At 74.0% G+C, this 19651-nt stretch carries 22 protein-coding genes, 1 tRNA gene and 1 pseudogene; 9 read left to right on the top strand and 15 right to left on the bottom strand.

Annotated features, from left to right (window positions below):
• Positions 1 to 98 precede the first annotated feature (98 nt).
• Together OVA02_RS05625 and OVA02_RS05620 are read right to left on the bottom strand one after the other, a co-directional pair.
• A complete protein-coding gene (locus tag OVA02_RS05625) occupies positions 99 to 587 on the bottom strand; it encodes a DUF4126 family protein (protein ID WP_056048850.1) in 489 nt (162 codons plus the stop codon).
• Between the two features lie 93 nt (positions 588 to 680).
• A tRNA-Gln gene (locus tag OVA02_RS05620) sits at positions 681 to 752 on the bottom strand.
• Positions 753 to 878: 126 nt separating this feature from the next.
• On the opposite strand from OVA02_RS05620, the gene OVA02_RS05615 reads away from it, so the two are divergent.
• Entirely contained in the window at positions 879 to 1373 is a 495-nt protein-coding gene (locus OVA02_RS05615) for a MarR family winged helix-turn-helix transcriptional regulator (protein ID WP_056048853.1), read from the top strand.
• A 55-nt stretch (positions 1374 to 1428) separates the two neighbouring features.
• On the opposite strand, the gene OVA02_RS05610 is transcribed toward OVA02_RS05615, so the two are convergent.
• From OVA02_RS05610 to glp, 6 genes and pseudogenes are all read right to left on the bottom strand, one after another.
• Positions 1429 to 2763 (bottom strand): ABC-F family ATP-binding cassette domain-containing protein, encoded by a 1335-nt coding sequence (locus OVA02_RS05610; RefSeq protein WP_402752482.1) that lies wholly within the window; start codon positions 2761 to 2763, stop codon positions 1429 to 1431.
• 11 nt (positions 2764 to 2774) lie between these two features.
• Positions 2775 to 3177: pseudogene (locus OVA02_RS18130) on the bottom strand (ATP-binding cassette domain-containing protein); the annotation flags it as partial.
• 122 nt (positions 3178 to 3299) lie between these two features.
• On the bottom strand, positions 3300 to 3794 hold the full coding sequence (locus OVA02_RS05605) for a molybdenum cofactor biosynthesis protein MoaE (protein WP_082460591.1): 495 nt from the start codon (positions 3792 to 3794) through the stop codon (positions 3300 to 3302).
• Positions 3791 to 4396 carry a MogA/MoaB family molybdenum cofactor biosynthesis protein gene (locus tag OVA02_RS05600; RefSeq protein WP_082460592.1) on the bottom strand — a complete coding sequence of 202 codons (606 nt, stop codon included), beginning with the start codon at positions 4394 to 4396 and terminating at the stop codon, positions 3791 to 3793. The genes OVA02_RS05605 and OVA02_RS05600 overlap by 4 nt, the downstream gene beginning before the upstream one ends.
• Positions 4393 to 4905 (bottom strand): cyclic pyranopterin monophosphate synthase MoaC, encoded by a 513-nt coding sequence (gene moaC / locus OVA02_RS05595; RefSeq protein ID WP_056048856.1) that lies wholly within the window; start codon positions 4903 to 4905, stop codon positions 4393 to 4395. Before moaC ends, OVA02_RS05600 begins: the two co-directional genes overlap by 4 nt.
• Complete coding sequence (glp, locus tag OVA02_RS05590) at positions 4902 to 6179, bottom strand: gephyrin-like molybdotransferase Glp (RefSeq protein WP_082460593.1); 1278 nt, start codon at positions 6177 to 6179, stop codon at positions 4902 to 4904. Before glp ends, moaC begins: the two co-directional genes overlap by 4 nt.
• A gap of 38 nt (positions 6180 to 6217) precedes the next feature.
• Here glp and OVA02_RS05585 point away from each other — a divergent pair, with 38 nt between their 5' ends.
• From OVA02_RS05585 to OVA02_RS05565, 5 genes are all read left to right on the top strand, one after another.
• Positions 6218 to 7132 (top strand): MTAP family purine nucleoside phosphorylase, encoded by a 915-nt coding sequence (locus OVA02_RS05585; protein ID WP_082460594.1) that lies wholly within the window; start codon positions 6218 to 6220, stop codon positions 7130 to 7132.
• Positions 7129 to 8226: an NAD-dependent epimerase/dehydratase family protein gene (locus OVA02_RS05580; RefSeq protein WP_235452831.1), complete on the top strand. Its 1098-nt coding sequence runs from the start codon at positions 7129 to 7131 to the stop codon at positions 8224 to 8226. Before OVA02_RS05585 ends, OVA02_RS05580 begins: the two co-directional genes overlap by 4 nt.
• Positions 8227 to 8306: 80 nt before the next feature.
• Complete coding sequence (locus OVA02_RS05575) at positions 8307 to 8975, top strand: glycosyltransferase family 2 protein (RefSeq protein ID WP_056048859.1); 669 nt, start codon at positions 8307 to 8309, stop codon at positions 8973 to 8975.
• Complete coding sequence (locus OVA02_RS05570; RefSeq protein WP_056048862.1) at positions 8972 to 9658, top strand: TIGR04282 family arsenosugar biosynthesis glycosyltransferase; 687 nt, start codon at positions 8972 to 8974, stop codon at positions 9656 to 9658. Before OVA02_RS05575 ends, OVA02_RS05570 begins: the two co-directional genes overlap by 4 nt.
• Positions 9659 to 9881: 223 nt before the next feature.
• Positions 9882 to 10355, top strand: coding sequence for a class I SAM-dependent methyltransferase (locus OVA02_RS05565; protein WP_267659388.1), 474 nt, complete (start codon positions 9882 to 9884; stop codon positions 10353 to 10355).
• Here the strand turns inward: OVA02_RS05565 and OVA02_RS05560 are convergent.
• Both OVA02_RS05560 and OVA02_RS05555 read right to left on the bottom strand, forming a co-directional pair.
• The gene (locus OVA02_RS05560; RefSeq protein ID WP_056048869.1) at positions 10304 to 10810 is read right to left on the bottom strand and encodes a hypothetical protein; all 507 of its coding nucleotides are present in this window, start codon (positions 10808 to 10810) and stop codon (positions 10304 to 10306) included. The two genes, OVA02_RS05565 and OVA02_RS05560, sit on opposite strands and share 52 nt — an antisense overlap.
• Complete coding sequence (locus OVA02_RS05555; RefSeq protein WP_056048872.1) at positions 10807 to 12165, bottom strand: molybdopterin-dependent oxidoreductase; 1359 nt, start codon at positions 12163 to 12165, stop codon at positions 10807 to 10809. Before OVA02_RS05555 ends, OVA02_RS05560 begins: the two co-directional genes overlap by 4 nt.
• Positions 12166 to 12240: 75 nt before the next feature.
• Between OVA02_RS05555 and OVA02_RS05550 the strand changes: the two genes are divergently transcribed.
• Positions 12241 to 13710, top strand: a complete 1470-nt coding sequence (locus tag OVA02_RS05550) for a glycosyltransferase 87 family protein (protein WP_267659387.1) — start codon at positions 12241 to 12243, stop codon at positions 13708 to 13710.
• Here the strand turns inward: OVA02_RS05550 and OVA02_RS05545 are convergent.
• From OVA02_RS05545 to OVA02_RS05530, 4 genes are read right to left on the bottom strand one after another with little or no spacing between them, the layout of a single operon-like run.
• Complete coding sequence (locus OVA02_RS05545) at positions 13698 to 14756, bottom strand: sulfate/molybdate ABC transporter ATP-binding protein (RefSeq protein ID WP_267659386.1); 1059 nt, start codon at positions 14754 to 14756, stop codon at positions 13698 to 13700. The two genes, OVA02_RS05550 and OVA02_RS05545, sit on opposite strands and share 13 nt — an antisense overlap.
• On the bottom strand, positions 14753 to 15577 hold the full coding sequence (locus tag OVA02_RS05540; protein ID WP_056048879.1) for an ABC transporter permease: 825 nt from the start codon (positions 15575 to 15577) through the stop codon (positions 14753 to 14755). The genes OVA02_RS05545 and OVA02_RS05540 overlap by 4 nt, the downstream gene beginning before the upstream one ends.
• Positions 15574 to 16389, bottom strand: a complete 816-nt coding sequence (modA, locus tag OVA02_RS05535; RefSeq protein ID WP_056048882.1) for a molybdate ABC transporter substrate-binding protein — start codon at positions 16387 to 16389, stop codon at positions 15574 to 15576. The genes OVA02_RS05540 and modA overlap by 4 nt, the downstream gene beginning before the upstream one ends.
• A gap of 2 nt (positions 16390 to 16391) precedes the next feature.
• Complete coding sequence (locus OVA02_RS05530; protein ID WP_056048887.1) at positions 16392 to 16796, bottom strand: TOBE domain-containing protein; 405 nt, start codon at positions 16794 to 16796, stop codon at positions 16392 to 16394.
• A gap of 158 nt (positions 16797 to 16954) precedes the next feature.
• On the opposite strand from OVA02_RS05530, the gene moaA reads away from it, so the two are divergent.
• Complete coding sequence (gene moaA / locus OVA02_RS05525) at positions 16955 to 18049, top strand: GTP 3',8-cyclase MoaA (protein ID WP_123571616.1); 1095 nt, start codon at positions 16955 to 16957, stop codon at positions 18047 to 18049.
• Between the two features lies 1 nt (position 18050).
• Positions 18051 to 18380 (top strand): MoaD/ThiS family protein, encoded by a 330-nt coding sequence (locus OVA02_RS05520; RefSeq protein ID WP_267659385.1) that lies wholly within the window; start codon positions 18051 to 18053, stop codon positions 18378 to 18380.
• 8 nt (positions 18381 to 18388) lie between these two features.
• On the opposite strand, the gene OVA02_RS05515 is transcribed toward OVA02_RS05520, so the two are convergent.
• Positions 18389 to 19642 (bottom strand): ThiF family adenylyltransferase, encoded by a 1254-nt coding sequence (locus OVA02_RS05515; protein ID WP_267659384.1) that lies wholly within the window; start codon positions 19640 to 19642, stop codon positions 18389 to 18391.
• Between the last annotated feature and the right edge of the window lie 9 nt (positions 19643 to 19651).

The following is a 19651-nucleotide window of genomic DNA, read 5'->3' as shown; positions in this document are numbered from 1 at the left end:
GCGTGATCACCGCCGATCCTCCCACGGGAGGCCGCCCGACCACGGGTCACCCGCCCGGCGTGGGGACGCCGCCGACGCCGAGACGCGGTGGTGAGGAGTCAGCGGGAGCGGACGACGGCGACCGAGCCCGAGACCGCGACGGCGTCCTCGACGAGCGCGACGGCGACGTCGGGCAACCCGGTCCCGTCGACGACGGCCTTCCGTGCCCGGTAGAAGAGCCAGCTGCCGACGAGGGCGCCGGACGCCCCGGCGAGCGCTGCGGCCACGGGGGTGCCGCGACGGCCGGTGCCGGCCATCGCGATCCCCGCGACGGCGCCGGAGACCGCGCGACCGAACAGCGGGCCGGCACCGACCCGGCTCGGCGTGGCCGGCAGCTTGTCGCCGACGAGCTCACCGAGGCCCGCGGCCACCAGGGCACCGCGGCCGAGGGGTGAGCGGAACAGGCGCCAGCGCTGCCAGGGGCCCCGCGCCTCCTGGGCGTCGTGGTTCAGGGCCAGGACGGCGAGCGGCGTCGCCGAGCGCGACCCGCTGAGGACGCCGAGCAGGACGGCCCGGACGAGGGATGGCGTGGGATCGGTCTTCGACATGGCAGGAGTCCTCGTCGTCGGATGGACGCCAGGGCGCCCGCGGTCGGGGCGGGACGGACCCGACGAGCCGACCGCGACCTGCGACGCTCGGGGCTCCGCCACCAGGATTCGAACCTAGACCTAACAGCTCCAAAGGCTGTCGTGCTGCCGTTACACCATGGCGGACCGCGCGTGCGCGCCGGTCCATTCTGCCAGACCACGACTCGACCGAGGTGCCCGCGCGGGGCGACGGGCCCGCCGGGCCGCACCGCGCCTCCCGCACCCGACGACGGCCTCGGGCATGATGGGCTGATGCCCGAGCAGGACGAGGTCGACCGCATTGTCGAGGCGTGGCGCCACGAGCGACCCGACCTCGACTTCGCGCCGCTCCAGGTGCTCTCGCGCGTCGGGCGGCTGTCGAAGCACCTCGATCGCGCCCGTCGCGAGGCGTTCACCGCCAGCGACCTCGAGTCGTGGGAGTTCGACGTGCTCTCGGCGCTGCGTCGGGCCGGTGCCCCCTACCAGCTGAGCCCCAAGACGCTGCTGCAGCAGACCCTCGTCTCGAGCGGCGCGATGACCAACCGCATCGACCGGCTCGTGGCCCGCGGCCTGGTCGAACGCCGCACCGACCCGAACGACGGCCGGGGCATCCTGGTCACGATGACGGGCGACGGACGGCGCGCGGTCGACGCCGCGATCGAACGTCTCGTCACGGCCGAGGGCACCCTGCTCAGCGACCTCAGCGACGACGACCGCCGCCGCCTGACCGACCTGCTGCGGACGCTGAGCCTCACGCTCGGCGACTGAGTCGGGGCGACCTGCGGAGCACGCCAGCCCGCTCGCCCGCTCGCTCGCTCGCTCGCTACGCCAGCAACTCGCTCAGCTCGAGCCAGCGCACCTCGAGCTCGCCCGTCTTGTGGTCGAGCGCCGTCAGCTTCGCCTGCAACGCGGCCAGGCCGTCGAAGTCGGACTGGTCGAAGGAGGCGAACTGGGCCAGCAGGGTCTCTCGCTCGCCCGAGGCCTTCGCGAGCTTGCGGTCGATCGATCCGAGCTCTTTCTCGGCGTTGCGCTTCTCGGCTCCCGACAGGCCCGAGGCGGCGGCCGAGGCCGCGACCGATGCCGAGGCCCCCTGGACGGCCGTCGGGCGGTCGGTCGCGCCTCCTTGGTTCTGGGTCGCCTCGCGACGCAGCTGCAGGTACTGGTCGACGCCCCCGGGCAGGTGCCGGAAGCGGCCCTCGAGCACGGCGTACTGCTGGTCGGTGACGCGCTCGAGCAGGTACCGGTCGTGCGAGACGACGAGCAGGGTGCCGGGCCAACCGTCGAGCAGGTCCTCCATCGCGGCGAGCATGTCGGTGTCGAGGTCGTTGGTGGGCTCGTCGAGGATGAGCACGTTCGGCTCGTTCAGCAGGATCAACAGGAACTGCAGGCGGCGCTTCTGGCCACCGGACAGGTCTTTGATGGGGGTCTGCAGCTGAGCGCTGGTGAAGCCGAGGCGCTCGAGCAGCTGCCCGGGCGTCATCTCTTTGCCCCCGGTGACGTACGAGGTGCGCTGCCGGCCGATGACGTCGTTCACCCGCTCGTGCGCGACCTCGTGGAGGTCGGCGAGCTGCTGGTCGAGGATCGCGAACTTGACCGTCTTGCCCTGTTTGACGCGCCCCTCGGTGGGGGCGATGGCCCCGGTGACGACCTTCAGCAGCGTCGACTTGCCGGCGCCGTTCACGCCGAGCACGCCGGTGCGCTCCCCCGGCGCGATGCGCCACTCGACGTCCTGCAGCACGCGCTTGTCGCCGAACGAGACGCCGACCTCGACGAGGTCGACGACGTCCTTGCCGAGGCGAGCGGTCGCCATCTGCGACAGCTGGACGGCGTCACGCACGGGCGGCTCGTCGGCGATCAGTTCGTTGGCCGCGTCGATGCGGAACTTGGGCTTGGTCGAGCGCGCCGGGGCCCCGCGACGGAGCCAGGCGAGCTCTTTGCGCATGAGGTTCTGGCGCTTGGCCTCGGAGGCGGACGCCATGCGGTCCCGCTCGACGCGCTGGAGCACGTAGGCCGCGTAGCCGCCCTCGAAGGGTTCGACGATGCCGTCGTGGACCTCCCAGGTGTCGGTCGAGACCTCGTCGAGGAACCACCGGTCGTGGGTCACGACCACGAGGGCGCCCGAATTCGTCGACCAGCGACGCGAGAGGTGCTGCGCCAGCCAGGCGACGCCCTCGACGTCGAGGTGGTTGGTGGGCTCGTCGAGGAACAGGACGTCCCAGTCGCCGACGAGCAGGGTCGCGAGGGCCACGCGTCGACGCTGACCTCCGGAGAGGTCCTCGACCCGCGCCTCCCACGGGATGTCGGTGGCGAGGCCCGAGATGACGTCGCGGATGCGCGCGTCGCCGGCCCATTCGTGCTCGTCGCGGTCGCCGACGATCAGGCTGCCGACCGTGGCGCCCTCGGGCAGGACGTCGCGCTGGTCGAGCATGCCGATGGTCAGGCCGCGACGGGTCGTGACACGACCGTCGTCGGGTTCGAGCCGACCCGCGAGCACCGACATGAGCGTCGACTTGCCGTCACCGTTGCGGCCGACGACACCGATGCGGGAGCCCTCGTCGATGCCGAGGGTCACCCCGTCGAGGACGACCTTGGTCGGGAATTCGAGACGGAGGTTTTCTGCGCCGAGTAGATGAGCCACCACAGAAGCGTAGACGGCCCGGGCCGGGCGGCCGACTCGACGGTGCGCGACCGGGGTCAGCCCAGCGACGCCACCCACTCGTCCGAGCCGTCGGTGAACTCCTGGCGCTTCCAGATCGGGGTGCGGGCCTTGACCTCGTCGACGAGCGCGGCGCAGGCCGCGAACGCCTCGGCGCGGTGGGCCGACGCCACCGCGCAGGCCAGCGCGACGTCGCCCACGACGAGGTCGCCGTAGCGGTGCTCGACCGCGATCGCGACCTCGGGGTGCGCCTCGGCCACGGCGACCGCGACCTCGTGGATCACCTCGGTCGCCGTCGGATGCGCCTCGTAGTGCAGCGCCTCGACCCCCCGCCCCTCGTCGTGGTCGCGGACGACGCCCTCGAACGTCACGACCGCCCCGGAGGCGCGGCTCGTCACGAGCGCGGAGCACTCGGCCACCGACACGGTCACGTCGACGACGCGGGCGAGCAGCACGCGCTCGGAGGCGGGAGGCGCGGCGGGCGCCCCGGCGGAGGCGCCGCCGGGCAGGAGGGTCGGATCGTCGGTGGTCATGCGGCCCCCTCGGGACTGGGATGGCGGTTCTGGGCGTGGTCGACCCCGTGCAACTGGTCGACCACGTGGTCGAGGACGTCCTCGAGGACCGCGAGCCCGTCGCGCACCCCGCCGCGCGAGCCGGGCAGGTTGACGACGAAGGTGCCGCCGGCCACGCCCGCGAGCCCCCGGGAGAGGACGGCCAGGGGCGTCGAGGCCGCACCCCTGCGCCGGAGTTCTTCGGCGATGCCGGGCAGTTCGCGGTCGAGCAGCGGCAGGGTCATCTCGGGCGTCGCGTCGGTCGGCGACACCCCGGTGCCGCCGGTGGTGACGACGGCGTCGACGCCCCACTCGAGGGCGGCCTCGAGCACCGCGCCGACCGGTTCGCCGTCGGCCACGACGACGGGCCCCTCGACCAGCCACCCCCGCGCGACGAACCAGTCGCGGATGACCGGCCCGGTCGTGTCGTCGGCGGTGCCGGCGGCGGCCCGGGTGGACGCCACGACGACGACGGCCCGACGGCGCGCGGTCTCGTCGGGCGCGGTCACGCCGGGCGCGGTCACGCCGGGCGCGGTCACGCCGGGCGCGGTCACGTCGGCCGTCTCGTGCGGGGCGCCGCTCATCGCGACCAGTCCCCCGACTTGCCGCCCTGCTTGTCGAGCACCTTGATCTCGCCGATCACGGCGAGCGCGTCGACCGCCTTGATCATGTCGAAGAGGGTCAGGGCCGCGACGGACGCGGCGGTCAGGGCCTCCATCTCGACCCCGGTGACGCCCCGGGTCGAGACGCGGGCGATCACGGTGACCTGCGCCTCCGTGGTCTCGAAGTCGACGGTGATCGCGCCGAGCGGCAGCGGGTGGCACAGCGGGATGAGCGTCGGCGTCTGCTTGGCCGCCAGGATGCCGGCGATGCGGGCGGTGCCGAGGGCCTCGCCCTTGGGCAGCGATCCGTCGACCAGTCGCGCGACGACGTCGGGCCGGGTGGTCAGCACGGCCTGGGCGGTGGCGATCCGCTTCGTCTCGGACTTGCCGGTCACGTCGACCATGTGCGCGGTGCCGTCCTCGCGCACGTGCGAGAGCGGGGCGTCGGTCGGGGCGTCGGTCGGCGGCACGTCGGGCGGGGTCGGGGTCATCGGTCGGCCTTCTCGTGGGGGGCGGGGTCGTCGAGCGCCCAGACCTCGACCCGGTCGTCCGCGTCGACGCGGTCGACCCCGACGGGGATCGAGACGAGCACGGTGGCCTCGGCGTGGGCGGCGAGCAGGTGCGAGCTCGGCCCGCCGACGAGGTGGGCGCGCCCGTCGACGTCGACCCGGCCGCGACGCAGCTGGTGCTTGCCGACCGGCGAGTCCACGGGGTGCGCCATCGGCACGGTCCATCGCCGTCGGGGCAGGCCGACGCCGGTGACGCCCTGCAGGGCGGGGCGCAGGAAGGCCTCGAACGACACGAGCGAGCTGACGGGGTTGCCGGGGAAGCAGACGACGGGCAGCTCTCGGTCGTGCACGCGGATCGTCCCCCAGCCCTGCGGCCCGCCCGGTTGCATGGCGACCGGACCGAACGTGACGCCGGCACCCTCGAAGGCGTCGCGGACGACCTCGTAGGCACCCGCGCTGACCCCGCCGCTCGTGAGCACGAGGTCGACCTCGTCGGCGTGGCGGGCGACGACGGCGAGCAGGGCGGCCGCGTCGTCGGTCACCCGGGCGGAGGTGACGACGACGCCGACCTCGGCGAGCGCCGCGGCCAGGGCGACGCCGTTTGCGTCGTGGATCTGGCCGGGCCCGAGCGGGGCACCGGGTGCGGCGAGCTCTTCGCCGGTCGACACCAGCAGGAGGCGCGGGCGGCTCCGTACCTCGACCGCGTCGATCCCGGAGGCGGCGAGCACGCCCCACCGCGCGGGCGTCAGTCGCGTCCCGGCCGCGAAGAGCACGGAGCCCGCGGCGACGTCGCTGCCCGCGGCGCGGACGAAGGCCCCGGCGGCGACGCCCGACGGCACCTCGACGACGGCCTCGACGCCCACGGGAGGGAAGGCGTCCGGCGAGACCTTCTCGATGGGCACGATCGCGTCGGCACCGGCGGGGACGGCCGCGCCGGTCATGATCGGGGCCGCGGCGCCGGAGACCAGGTCGGGGGCGGCCCGCCCGGCGGGGATGCGCGCGGCGACCCGGAGGCTGGTGGGCGCGTCCGGGTCGAGCCCGGCGGTCGAGACGGCGTAGCCGTCCATCTGCGAGTTGGCGAAGGGCGGCAGGTCGATCGGGGCGACGACGTCGGCGGCGAGGACGCGGTCGCGGTACCGGTCGGAGCGCGAGGCGAGCGCCTCGGGGCTCACCACCAACGCGTCGACCGGACGGGCCCGCACGGCCGCCTCGACGACGGCCGTGACCTCGGCGAGGTGGGTCTCGATGGTGCGCACGCGGTTCCTCTCGGGCGATCGTCAGTAGCGTATCGGGGGTGACCGACCCCGCGACCGAGCCCGACGTCCCCCAGCCCACCCGCGCCTCCTCGGGGCCGCCGCCCGTCGACGTCGCCGTCATCGGCGGATCGGGGCTGTACTCGCTCTTCGCCGAGGGCGAGGCGACCCGGCACGTCGTCGAGACGCCCTACGGCCCGACCTCGAGCGAGGTGACGATCGGCGAGTTGGGCGGCAAGCGCGTGGCCTTCCTCACCCGGCACGGCGCGGGCCACGCGGTGGCACCGCACCTGATCGACTACCGGGCGAACGTGTGGGCACTGGCGTCGCTCGGCGCGAAGGCCATCGTGTCGTCGTCGGCGGTCGGCGGGGTCAGCCCCGACGTCGCCCCCGGCACCATGGTCGTGACCGACCAGTTCATCGACCGCACCTGGGGACGACGCGACACGTTCTTCGACGTCGAGGGGCAGGTTCAGCACCTGATCGCCGCCGACCCGTTCGACCCCGTGCTCCGGGCCGCCGCGATCGCGGCCCTCGAGGCGCAGGGTGAGCCGTTCTCCCCGACCGGCACCTGCGTGGTGATCCAGGGGCCGCGGTTCTCGACCCGGGCCGAGTCGCTGTGGTTCCGGGCCGCGGGCGCGCACACGGTCAACATGACGATGTACCCCGAGATCCCGCTCACCCTCGAACTCGGCATGGGAGCCGTCAACCTCTCGTACGTGACCGACAGCGACGCCGGCCTGGCCCCGGCCGAGGGCGACGCACCCGACGCCGACGCCGTGAGCGCCTCGCTCGTCTTCGAACGGCTCGCGGCCGCCCAACCGCGCATCGTCGCGGCCATCGAGTCGATCGTCGCCGCGATGCCCGACGACTACTCGCCCCGCGAGCTCATGCCGCCCGGGGCGGTGGCCGAGGTGCTCGCCCGGCCCGTCTCGGATCGGAAGGCCGCGCGGTGAGCGCGACCGGCGCCTCCTCGTCCACCGACGGCCCGGGCCTGCTGCTCGTCACCGGTGGGGCCGGCTTCATCGGGTCGGCGATCGTCGACCTCGCGCTCGACCGCGGCTGGCGCGTGCGCGTGCTCGACTCCCTGCGGGCCGACGTGCACGGCGGCGAGCCGAACGTCGACCCGCGCGTCGACTTCGTGCACGGCGACGTGCGTGACGCCGAGACCGTCGACCGGGCACTCGTGGGCGTCGACGCGGTCTGCCACCAGGCGGCCAAGGTCGGGCTCGGCGTGGACTTCCAGGACGCGCCCGACTACGTCTCGTCGAACGAGCTCGGCACGGCCGTCGTGCTCGCGGCGATGGACCGCGCCGGCGTCGACCGCCTCGTCGTCGCCTCGTCGATGGTCGTCTACGGCGAGGGCAGCTACCGCACCTCGACCGGTGCGACCGAACGCCCGGCACCCCGCCGCATCGCCGACCTCGACGCGGGCGTCTTCGACCCGCGTGACGAGGCGGGTGAACTGCTCGAGCCGCAGCTGATCGGCGAGGAGGCCCCGCTCGACCCTCGCAACGTCTACGCCATCACGAAGCTGACGCAGGAGCACCTGTCGACCTCGTGGGCGCGCAGCACCGGCGGTCGGGCCGCCGCCCTGCGCTACCACAACGTCTACGGCCCGGGCATGCCGCAGAACACGCCCTACGCCGGCGTGGCCTCGCTCTTCCGCTCCGCCCTCGAACGCGGTGAGGCCCCGCGCGTGTTCGAGGACGGCGCCCAGCGTCGCGACTTCGTCCACGTCCGCGACATCGCGTCCGCCAACCTCGCGGCCCTCGAGTGGACCGCGAACCAGCCGGCCGACACGTTCCGCGCGTTCAACGTCGGCAGCGGAACGGTGCACACGATCGGCGAGATGGCGGAGGCCCTGGCGCGCGAGGCCGGCGGACCGACGCCCGTCGTCACCGGCGAGTACCGCGCGGGCGACGTGCGGCACGTGACGGCGTCGTCGGCGCGGCTGCAGGGCGAGCTGGGCTGGCGACCGAGCGTGACCTTCGAGCAGGGCATGCACGAGTTCGCCTCGGCCCCGCTGCGCGCCGCGGTCGTCCGCTAGGCGGGCGGGGCCGCCCCCGTTCGGGTGCGCACCGCCCGCTCCCATCACCTTCATGGGATCGCATCCGTACAGTCGAGAGGATGAGCAGCCCCCGAGTCGACGTCGTGCTTCCCTGTCTCGACGAAGAAGGCGCGTTGCCCTGGGTCCTCGGCCGCCTGCCCGAGGGCTGGCACGCGATCGTCGTCGACAACGGCTCGACCGACGACTCCGCCCGCGTCGCCGCCGAGCACGGCGCGACCGTGGTTCAGGAGGCGCGGCGCGGCTTCGGCAGCGCCGCCCACGCCGGTCTCGAGGCCGCCACGGCCGACTACGTCGCGTTCTGCGACGCCGACGCGTCGATGGACCCCGCCGACCTCGTCGCCCTCGCCGCCCCCGTGATGGCCGGTGACGCCGATCTCGTCCTCGGCCGCCGGCGCCCGACGACCCGGGGCGCCTGGCCGGTGCACGCCCGCATCGCCAACCTCGCCCTCTCGCACCTCATGCGGCGGGCCAGCGGCGTCGCCCTGCACGACCTCGGCCCCATGCGCGTGGCGCGGCGCCGGGCACTGCTCGACCTCGACCTGAAGGACCGCCGCAGCGGCTACCCGCTCGAGATGGTGCTGCGCGCGAGCGAAGCCGGCTGGCGGATCGTCGAACAGGACGCGCCCTACTCGCCCCGGGTCGGCCGCAGCAAGGTGACCGGCACCATCCGCGGCACGTCCGTCGCGATCAAGGACATGTCCCGACTCCTGAGGGAGGTCGGCCGATGACGACCCTCGTGGTGATCGCGAAGGAGACGATCCCGGGCAAGGTCAAGACGCGCCTGCACCCCCCGCTCAGCCTCGAGCAGGCCGCCGACGTCGCGGCCGCCGCGATCCAGGACACCCTCGACGTCGTCCGTCGGCTGCCCGCCACGCGTCGCGTGTTGTTGTTCGACGGCAACCGCAGGCCCGTCGGCTCCGAAGACTTCGATGTGATCCCTCAGATCGGTGGCGACCTCGACGCACGCCTCGGCGCCCTCTTCGACGAGGTCGACGGGAAGACCGTGCTGATCGGCATGGACACCCCCCAGGTCACGGTCGAGGCCCTCGCCCCCGTCTTCGACGCGTGGACCGACGACGTCGACGCCTGGTTCGGCCCGGCGAACGACGGCGGATTCTGGGCGCTGGGCCTCTCCCGGCCGACCGGCGACCTGCTGCGCGGCGTCCCCATGTCGCGTGACGACACGGGTGCCCACCAGCTCCGCCGACTCGCCGACGCTGGCCTGACCGTGCGCATGCTGCCCGAGCTCGTCGACGTCGACACGATCGACGACGCCCGCCTCGTCGCGTCCGTCGCACCCGACAGCCGCTTCGCCGCCGCCCTGCGGCACGCCGAGGCGCCCCCCACGACCACCACCACGAACGGCGTCGCCCGCACGACCGATCCCGCCACCGAAGGGGTCACCTCATGACCATCGCCCCCGAACAGCCCGCCACCTTCGGTTCAGGAGGCGCGGAGCCGTACGCGCGCGCCCTGCGTCACGAGGGGCTCCTGCAACTCGTCCGCGCGGCCGGCGGTGCCGGACTCCCCGCGTCGCCCCCGAGGCCGGCGACGACGAGGCGTTCGACGTCGCGCGCTGGAGCGCCGACGCCGACGCGGCCGACCTCACCACCCTCGACGGCGAGACCGGCCCCGTGCTCGACATCGGCTGCGGGCCGGCCCGCATGGTCCGCGCCGCCGTGGACCGCGGCCTGACCGTCCTGGGGCTGGACGTCTCGCCCACGGCCGTCGCGATGGCCCGCGAGGCCGGACTGCCCGTGGCCGGCGGGTCGGTCTTCGACCCGCTGCCCCGCGAGGGCCAGTGGAACCTCGCGCTGCTGCTGGACGGCAACGTCGGAATCGGCGGCGACCCGACGGCGCTGCTGACCCGCTGCGCCGAGATCCTCACCGCGACCGGCTCGGTCGTCGTCGAGACCGCCCCCGAGGCGTCGCTCGACGACAGCTACGAGGCCCACGTGGTCGACGACCAGGGTCACGCCAGCGCGACCTTCCCCTGGGCGGAGGTCGGCCGCGAGGCGCTGCACCGCCACGCTCGACGCGCGGGCCTGAGGGTCGCTCAGACCTGGTCGGTCGACGGACGCACCTTCTGCCGCCTGCGCGCCAGGTAGAGCGCGACCACAGCGGCCGTCAGCGCCGCGATGACGAGCCACAGCACGGCCAGGCGCAGGCCGTAGTCGAACGGCAGCACGGTGTCGTTCTTCGGCCCCTTCGCCTTCGCCACGATCTCGGGCACGACGACGAGCGAGAAGATCGCCCCGACGACGACCGCGCCCTGCACGATCCAGAGGACCGCGGGCCGGACGCGGCGTCCGGTCCGCCGCACGAGCAGCGAGACCGCGGCGACCACGGGGGCGAGCACGGCGTCGTGCACGACGACCGAACCGGCCAGCCAGAGCAGCAGTCCGCCGTACCGGTTCGGGGAGACGGTGTCGGTGAGCACCCAGCCGCCGAGGCCGACGAGGGCCACGCCGAGGGCGATCAGCACCCCGCGCACGACGCGGACGGTGCGCGACGTGCCCGCGCCTCCTGCACTCGACGCGGCCGAGGGCACCCGGGCGCTCACGAGAGCACCTCGATCGAGCTGAGCCACTTGGTCTGCAGCACGCCGGGTCGGCCCGGGGCGATCATGCGCGCCGGGTAGCCGTGGTCGATGCTGAGCGGCTCGCCGTTCAGCTCGAGGGCGACCAGGGTGCGCGGGTCGGAGGCGTACTCGGGGCCCATCTCGGTCACGCGGTAGCCACCCTTCTCTTCGAGGCTGGTGAGCCGGAGGCGCTGGTCGGTCGGGGCGCCGGCAGCCGCCAGCAGGTCGACGAGGCGGACGCCGCGCCAGGAGCCGGTCTGGCTCCAGCCCTCGACGCAGGCGATCGGCAGGCGTTCGTCGGCCCCGTCGAACCCGCGCAGCGCGTCGAGCGTGAACGAGGTCGCGACGCCGCCCACCAGGACGTCGAGCCGCCAGTCGGGGTCCATGGCCGTCTCGAGCACCCGGGCGGCGGCGGCCGTGCGGTTGATCGGCAGGTCGTTCGGGCCGAGCCCGCGCTGCCGCGGGCCGAAGGCGTTGAGCGGTGACAGCGGGGCGAAGGACTGCCCGGCCGTGAGCGCGACGACTCCCCCGGTGGCGACGCCGGCGGCGGTGAAGAAGCCGCGGCGGGACACCCGGGCGCGGCCCGGTTCGCGGTCGACCTCGTGTGCGGAGTCGATCCAGCGGAGGACGCGTCCGGTGAGGCCGCGGGCGGGCGCAGGAGGCGCGGCGTGCGGATCACGGTCGCGTCGCGTCCCGTCGGCGTCGCGCACGGCACGGAACCGGGCGAGCTCGGCGGTCGCCTCGCTCTCGGCCACGAACGCGGCGCGGGCCTCGTCGAGCTCGGACGACGGCTCGACGAAGCGCCCCTCGGCGTCGTAGCTGTCCCGCGCCCGCCAGTAGCGGGTGATGAGCGGCAGCTTGACGGCGATGTGGATCGCGAGCGAGCCGATGATGACGAACGACAGGGCGAAGTGCACCTGCTTGAACGGGAACGGCCACGGGTAGTACTGGTACGTGTTCAGCAGGCCGGTGACGAGCTGGAGGATCGACGTCGCCACGAACAGGGCGATGGAGGCGCGCTCGAGCACGTCGACCGGGTGCTTGATCGGCGGGTGCTGGAAGAGCTGCGGGAACACCGAGTGCAGCTTGACCAGCAGCAGGGGGATGCAGGCGATGCCCGCGGTGATGTGGACGCCCTGGCTCACCTGGTAGAGCCAGACGGGACTCGTCGGGAACCGCATCCCGTCGAGCGGCTCCTGCAGGAAGTGGCTGTAGAGCCCGGTCAGCAGGCAGATGACGAACGCGGCGCCGAGGAGGCGACCGAAGACGGTCGCCGACCGGGCGTTGCGGTTCGGCGACGAGGCGGCGCGGCGCGCCTCGTACAGCAGGCGCCTCATGGTGTCGGTCGTCTCATGTGGCTCATCATCTCCGATGTGCACGACTCCCAGGGCCGATTCGGCCAGACTGGGGGCGTGCGTACTGTGTTCGCGGCCGTGGCCGTCCTCGGATTGGCCGGGGCGATCGCCTGGGGCGTCGTGAACGTCGGATTCCTCATGAAAGACCTGCGGACCGACTTCGTCGTCTGGACCGCCGTGTGCTGGGCGTTGTTCGCCCTGGCGGTCCTGCTGCTGCGCCGGGTGCCCGTGCGCCACGTCACCGCTCTCGTCGTGGCGGGCACGGCCCTGGTCGGCGGGGCGGGCCTGACCGGCGTGCCCAACACGAGCCCCGACCCGGCGCGCTACGCCTGGGACGGCATCGTGCAGACCGCCGGCGTCTCGCCGTACGAGTACACGCCCGACGCGGGCGAGCTGCGCGACCTGCGGCCGGCCTGGATCTTCCCCGAGTCGACGCCGTTCACCCGCGACGACGGCACGATCGGCGAGCGCTGCGGCGAACCCGACCGCCAGGTCCACCGTGCCTACGACAGCCAGACGGGCGACGTCGTCTGCACGCTGATCAACCGGCCCGACGTGCCGACCATCTACCCGCCGATGGCCGAACTGTACTTCTGGGCGGTGTCCGCCGTGGTCGGCCCCGACGCCGGGTTCTTCCCGCTGCAGGCGATGGGCTTCGTGCTCGTGCTGGGCACGACCGTCGCCCTGCTGGCGACCCTGCGCCGGCGGGGTCTCGACCCCCGCTGGGCCGCGCTGTGGGGCTGGTGCCCGCTCGTGGTCGGCGAGGGCGTCACGAACTCGCACGTCGACCTCCTGGGTGCCGTGCTCGTGGTCGCCGCGTCGTTGCTCGTCGCCACCGGTCGGCGCTTCCGCGGCGGCATCGCCCTCGGGGCCGCCATCGCGACCAAGTTGATCCCGGTGATCGCGGCACCCGCCCTGCTGCGCGGGCAGCCCTGGAAGGTGATCAGCGCCTCCGTCGTCACCTTCGCCGTGCTCTACGTGCCCTACGTCGCGATGACCGGGTGGGGCGTGCTCGGGTACCTGCCGGGCTACCTGACCGAAGAGGGCTACGAGGACGGCTCGCGCTTCGTGTTCCTGTCGGCCTTCATGCCGGACGCGTGGACGACACCGGTCGCCGTGCTGATCGTCGGTGTCACGGCGGTGCTCGTGTGGGTGAAGACCCCGGCTCACGACCCGTGGCTCGGCCAGCTCGTGATGATCGGCGTGACGCTCGTGGCGGTGAGCCCCCGCTACCCCTGGTACGCCCTGCTGCTGGTGCCGTTCGTCGCGCTGACCGGGCGGGTCGAGTGGCTGGCGATCCCGCTCGCGCTGCTCGTGCGCCAGCTCGAGCCGGGCATGGCGCTGCAGCGGGCGTCGCTCGCCTCGGCCGTGCTCGTCATCCTGCTCGTGACGCTCTGGCGGGCCGGCCCCGGGTTCACGGACCGGTTGCTCGACGCCGTCGGGGGCGACGTCGACCGGTTGCGTCGGGTCGTCGGCCGCCGACGGTCCGCCCCCTCGTCGAGCCCCGGGCCCGCTCAGACCAGGTAGGCGACGGCGTCTCCGGCGTCGAAGGAGAACCGGACGACGCTGCCCGGCACGAGGTCGAGGCCGGCGACCACGCCGGGCGGGACGTCGGCCGACACGTCGCCGGCCCGGACCCGGACGACGTCCCCGCGGGGTTCGAGGTCCGTGACGACGACGTCGAGGACGTTCTCGGACGACGTCGGACCCGAGGGGGTACCGGTCGTCACGCGCACGGCGCTCGGCCGCACGGCCACCGCGGCCGCGGCGCCCGCCGGGAGCCCGTCGGCGGACCGGGCGGTCAGCAGGGTGCCGTCCTCCAACCGGACGCCTCCCCCGCGGGCCGTGCCGGTCAGCAGGTCGAGCCCCGCGAGCCCCGCGGCGAACGGCGTGGTCGGACGGTCGAGGACGGCGCGCGTGGGGCCGGCGTCGACGACCCGGCCGCCGTCGAGCACGACGACCCGGTCGGCCAGCGTGTAGGCGTCGAGGACGTCGTGCGTGACGATCACCGCCGTGCGGTCGGCGAGGACGTCGCGCAGGGTCCGTCGCAGGGCGGGCGCGACCGACACGTCGAGAGCCGCCATCGGCTCGTCGAGCAGCAACAGGCAGGGGTCGGCGGCCAGGGCACGGGCGACGGCGATCCGCTGCGCCTGTCCACCCGAGAGCTGCGCCGGACGCCGCTCGGCGAGCCCCGTGGCGTCGACCCGGTCGAGCCAGTCGCGGGCTCGGCGGCCGGCCTCGCGTCGAGGCACCCCGGTGCTGCGCGGACCGAAGGCGACGTTGTCGAGCGCACTGAGGTGCGGGAAGAGCAGGGCGTCCTGGGCGAGCATCGAGACGCCGCGCTCGTGCGGGCGCAGCGAGGGTCCGCGCCCGCGGCCGTCGACGTCGAACAGCACGCGGTCGCCCAGGCGGGCCGTGCCGTGGTCGGGTCGCAGGAGGCCGGCGACCAGGGACAGCAGCGTCGACTTGCCGGCCCCGTTCGGGCCGAGGACGGCCACCGTCTCTCCGTCGGCCACCTCCAGCTCGACGTCGAAGCCGCGGTCCTCGACGACCGCCGCGAACTCGAGCGTCACGACCCGCGCCTCCGGGTGGCGACGCCGGACGGCCCGCCCGCCCGATGGGCCAGGGCGACAACGACGACCGCCACGAGGACGAGCACGAGCGACAGCGCCACGGCGGCGTCGGGATCGGTCTCGCGTTGCAGGTAGATCTCGAGCGGAAGGGTCCGCGTGACGCCCTGCAAGGAGCCCGCGAAGGTCAGCGTCGCGCCGAACTCGCCGAGGGCCCGCGCGAACGACAACACGGCGCCCGAGACGAGGGCGGGCAGCACGAGCGGCAGCGTGACCCGCCGCAGCACGGTCGTGGGCCGGGCACCCAGGGTCGCCGCGACGGCCTCGTAGCGCGTGCCCACCGTGCGGAGGGCGCCCTCGAGGCTCAGCACCAGGAAGGGCAGGGCGACGAAGGTCTGGGCCAGCACGACCGCCGTGGTCGAGAACGCGATCGTCACGCCGAGCGCGTCGAACGCCTGACCGAGCAGGCCGCGGCGCCCGAAGGTGTAGAGCAACGCGATGCCTCCGACGACGGGCGGGAGCACCAACGGCAGCAGCACGAGCGACCGCAGCACCCTTTGGCCCCGGAACCCGGTGCGGGCCAGCACGACCGCCATCGGGACGCCGAGCACGACGCAGAGGAGGGTCGCCGTGACCGACGTGCGCAGGCTGAGCCAGAACGCGGCGACCGACGACTCGGAGGTGACCAGCGGCACGAACTCGGCCCAGTCGACCCTCGACACCATGGCGACGAGGGGCAGCAGGACGAAGGCCGCCCCCAGGGCCGCGACGACCGCGATCCACACCGGGACGCCGGCGTAGGCACGGTGCGGGGCGGGCGTCACGGCGCGCCGAAGCCGGCGTCCCGCAGCACGCCCTGCCCGACCTCGCCGGTGACGAAGGCGACGAACGCCTCGGCCACCGCCGGGTTCGCCGTGTCGGCCACAGGGGCGATGGGATAGGTGTTGACGGCCTGGTCGGCCTCGGGGAACTCGATGCCTGTCACGCTGTCGCCGGCGGCCTCGACGTCCGTGACGTAGACCAGCCCGGCGTCGGCCTCCCCCGAGGTGACCTTGCCCAGCACGTCGGTGACCGAGGACTCCTCGCTGACCGGCGAGATCGTGACGCCGGTGGCCCGCTCGACCGCGACCGTCGCCGCACCGCAGGGCACCTGGGCCGCGCAGACCACGGTCGTCACGTCGGACTTACCGAGGTCGGCGAAGCCCGTGACGTCGGCGGGGTTCGACGGCGGCACGGCGATGGTGAGGACGTTCGTGGCGAAGTCCTCCGAGGCCGACGGGTCGACGAGTCCGGCGTCGGTCAGCTTCGCCATGTTCTTCTCGTCGGCCGAGGCGAAGACGTCGGCCGGGGCTCCCTCGGTGATCTGCGTCACCAGGTCGGACGAGCCCGCGAAGGTCAGGTCGACGGTCGTGCCCGGGTTCGCCTTCTCGAACTCGTCGGCGAGCTCGGTGAACGTCGTCGTCAACGAGGCGGCGGCGTAGACGGTGATCGACCCCTCGAGGGTCGGGTCGGAGGCCGTCGGTGTCGCGCTGGTCGCCGTGTCGACGGTCGCGCCCGAGCACCCCGTCAGGGCGAGGGCCGTCGCCACCGCGAGGGCTCCGACGAGCGCCGTGACGACGCGGGGGGTCCGTCTCATGGTCAGGCCTTCCCGCCGGGCGTCTCGATGATGACCGTCGTGGCCTTCACGACCGCGATGGCCACCGAACCGGGTTCGAGGCCCAGCTCTCGGACGGCTTCGCTGCTCATCAGCGAGACGATGCGGTGGGGGCCGCACTGCAGCTCGACCTGGGCCATGACCCGGTCGGCGGTGATCTCGGTCACGACGCCCACCAGGCGGTTGCGTGCCGACCGCCCCACCTCGGACGGGTCGGCGGGCAGCACGGCGTTCTTCCGGGCGAGCGTCGCGAGCGCGAGCCCGTCGACCACGCCGCGCCCGGCATCGTCTTTCTCGCTCTCGAGCAGGCCGAGGTCGATCCAGCGTCGCACGGTGTCGTCACTCACGCCGAGGAACGCCGCCGCGTCCTTGATCCGTATCTGCGTCATGGACGCGAGCCTAGTTCCGAATGCGCGGTCGCGCAGCCGCAGCGAGTGGCCCCGGACGAGCCTGCGGGGCGGGGCGTCGTGCACGGCGGAGCGAAAGGAGGCGCGGGTCGCCTCCCATGGACACCCCACGTTCGGCCCCGCGGGCTTAACCTCGACGGATGACCGTCTCGCTCGGACTGCCCACCATGCCCGGCCGGGCCCCCGCCGACGACCTGCTGCCCGCGCGGCCGTCGAGCGACGCCGCTCCGGGACTGCTCGACCGCTTCGGTCGGACCGCGACCGACCTGCGGGTCTCGCTGACCGACAAGTGCAACCTGCGCTGCACCTACTGCATGCCGGCGGAGGGCCTGCCGGCCCTCCCCCGTGAACAGGCGCTCGACGCCGACGAGATCGTGCGCCTGGTCGGCATCGGCGTGCGCGACCTCGGCGTCCGGCAGGTGCGGTTCACCGGGGGCGAGCCGCTGCTGCGTGCCGACCTGATCGACATCGTGCGACGGGTCGCCGCGATCGACCCGCGGCCCGAGGTGTCGCTGACGACGAACGCCATCGGCCTGGCGCACCGCGCCCAGGCCCTGGCCGACGCCGGGCTCGACCGGGTCAACGTGTCGCTCGACTCGCTGCACGCCGAGACGTTCATGAAGGTCTCGCGTCGTCCGTTCCTCGACAAGGTGCTCGCCGGCGTCGACGCCGCGGCGGCGGCCGGCCTCACCCCGGTCAAGATCAACGCCGTCCTGCTGCCCGGCATCAACGACCACGAGGCGCCCGACCTGCTCGCCTGGGCCCTGCGCGGCGGCCACGAGCTGCGGTTCATCGAGCAGATGCCGTTGGACGCCGACCGCAGCTGGGACCGCGCCTCCTTCGTCACCTCACGCGACATCCACTCGCTGATCGCCACGCGCTTCGACCTCAGCCCCGCCGACGTCGAGCGCGACGGAGCACCCGCCGAGCTGTTCGACGCCGTCGGCCGCGGTGACGACGCCGGACTGGCCGGGCGGGTCGGCATCATCGCCTCGGTCAGCGAACCGTTCTGCGCCGACTGCCGGCGCACCCGCATGACCGCCGAGGGCGGCATCCGCAGCTGCCTCTTCAGCGGCGGAGAGACCGGCCTGCGCGACCTGCTGCGGAGCGGGGCGAGCGACCTCGAACTGGCCGACGCCTGGCGCGGTGCCATGTGGGCCAAGCCCTCGGGCCACGGCATCGACGACCCGGACTTCGTGCAGCCGGAACGCACCATGAGCGCCATCGGAGGCTGAGATGACGACCACGAACCCCGCCCCCACCGTCGACGGAGCCACCCCGGCCCCCGTCTCGGCCCCCTTCTCGGCGACGCTGCGGTTCTTCGCCGCCGCCCGCACCGCCGTGGGCCGCGACGACCAGCGCGTCGAGGTGCCCGCGGGCGAACGTCCGACCATCGGGCGCCTGCTCACCGAGGTCCGCCCGGTCGAGGTCGTATCGGCCGCGGACTTCCGCGACGTGCTGCTGCGCTGCTCGTTCCTCGTCGACGGCCTGACCACGCGGGACCGCGAGCAGCTCGTCCCCGACGGCGCGGTGATCGACGTCATGCCGCCGTTCGCCGGCGGCTGAACGCCCGCCTACGGCCGCGTGGGTGCCCCCTGCGCGAGCTGCCACCCGAGCATGCCGCCGTGCAGCACCGACACGTCGAAGCCCTCGCCCGCCAGCAGGTCGGCCGCGGCGCGGGCCCGCGGCCCTCGGGCGCAGTAGACGACCACCCGCTGCGCCGGATCGAGCTCGGGCCGCTGGCGGGTGCGCGTGCCGTACCCGGGAGCCTGCACGTCACCGGAGATGTGGGCGAAGTCGTGCTCGTCGACCTCGCGCACGTCGAGCAGCGTGAAGTCGGCATCGCCCGTCGCTCGCGCCCCGAGCAGGGTCGTCAGCTCGGCCGCGTCGACGTCGGGGCCGACGCGGCGACCACGGGCCGCGGGCGCGTCGGCGGTGGTCGCCTGCGCCTCGGGCACCGAGGACGAGGAGGCGCGGCGCGCGTCGTTCACCGTCGCCCGGGCCTCGGCCCGGTGCGGGGCGCGGGCCAACCGGCTCTCCCGCCAGGTGCCGCCCAGGGCGTCGACGGTCACGACCCGGCCGAGCAGCGGATCGCCGAGACCGGTCAGCAGCTTGACGACCTCTCCGGCCATGCCCGCGCCCACCGTCCCGCACAGCGGCCCCAGCACGCCGACGTCGGCGCAGGACTCGTCCCAGCCCGAGGCGGGCGGGGCAGGGTGCAGGTCGCGGTAGTCGACCGCCCGGGCGTCCGGGGCGTCGTCCCAGAAGACGCTGAACTGTCCGTCCCAGCGGTTGACGCTGCCCCAGACGACCGGCAGACCGCGCTCGGCCGCGGCGTCGGCCACCAGGTAGCAGGTGTCGAACGAGTCGCTGCCGTCCACCACGAGGTCGTAGTCGTCGAGCAGGTCGGCGGTGCGGTCGCTCAGTCGGACGGGGTGGGCGACGACGGTCACGTCCGGGTTGGCGGCACGCACCCAGTCGGCGGCGGCGCGGGCCTTCGGGAAGCCCAGCTGGTCGGGGCGGAAGAGCACCTGCCGTTGTAGGTTCGACAGATCGACGGCGTCGTCGTCGACGATTCCCAGGGTTCCCACACCCGAGGCTGCGAGATATTGGATGACCGGCGCGCCCAGCCCGCCGGCCCCGACCACCAGCACCCTCGACGCCGCCAGGCGCCCCTGGGAGCCCAGACCGAACCCCGGCAGGCGCACGCTTCGCGAGTAGCGTTCGCCCTCGACGGGGTCGCCGCCGTGTCCATCGTCGCGCACGCCGGCACCGTGCACGCCACCGTCGTGCACGGCCGCCCCGCGCGCGTCACCCCCGTGTCGCACGCGAGATCC

The organism is Frigoribacterium sp. SL97 (genome assembly GCF_026625765.1).
Taxonomy (GTDB): Bacteria; Actinomycetota; Actinomycetes; order Actinomycetales; family Microbacteriaceae; genus Frigoribacterium.
This window is presented reverse-complemented; position numbering and strand designations above follow the sequence as displayed.

What these genes read in the sequence shown, in the direction of transcription:
- OVA02_RS05625 (WP_056048850.1), bottom strand. Translation starts at nt 587, where the DNA reads ATGTCGAAGACCGATCCCACGCCATCCCTCGTCCGGGCCGTCCTGCTC.
- OVA02_RS05615 (WP_056048853.1), top strand. Translation starts at nt 879, where the DNA reads ATGCCCGAGCAGGACGAGGTCGACCGCATTGTCGAGGCGTGGCGCCAC.
- OVA02_RS05605 (WP_082460591.1), bottom strand. Translation starts at nt 3,794, where the DNA reads ATGACCACCGACGATCCGACCCTCCTGCCCGGCGGCGCCTCCGCCGGG.
- OVA02_RS05600 (WP_082460592.1), bottom strand. Translation starts at nt 4,396, where the DNA reads ATGAGCGGCGCCCCGCACGAGACGGCCGACGTGACCGCGCCCGGCGTG.
- moaC (WP_056048856.1), bottom strand. Translation starts at nt 4,905, where the DNA reads ATGACCCCGACCCCGCCCGACGTGCCGCCGACCGACGCCCCGACCGAC.
- OVA02_RS05575 (WP_056048859.1), top strand. Translation starts at nt 8,307, where the DNA reads ATGAGCAGCCCCCGAGTCGACGTCGTGCTTCCCTGTCTCGACGAAGAA.
- OVA02_RS05570 (WP_056048862.1), top strand. Translation starts at nt 8,972, where the DNA reads ATGACGACCCTCGTGGTGATCGCGAAGGAGACGATCCCGGGCAAGGTC.
- OVA02_RS05555 (WP_056048872.1), bottom strand. Translation starts at nt 12,165, where the DNA reads ATGAGGCGCCTGCTGTACGAGGCGCGCCGCGCCGCCTCGTCGCCGAAC.
- modA (WP_056048882.1), bottom strand. Translation starts at nt 16,389, where the DNA reads ATGAGACGGACCCCCCGCGTCGTCACGGCGCTCGTCGGAGCCCTCGCG.
- OVA02_RS05530 (WP_056048887.1), bottom strand. Translation starts at nt 16,796, where the DNA reads ATGACGCAGATACGGATCAAGGACGCGGCGGCGTTCCTCGGCGTGAGT.
- moaA (WP_123571616.1), top strand. Translation starts at nt 16,955, where the DNA reads ATGACCGTCTCGCTCGGACTGCCCACCATGCCCGGCCGGGCCCCCGCC.
- OVA02_RS05520 (WP_267659385.1), top strand. Translation starts at nt 18,051, where the DNA reads ATGACGACCACGAACCCCGCCCCCACCGTCGACGGAGCCACCCCGGCC.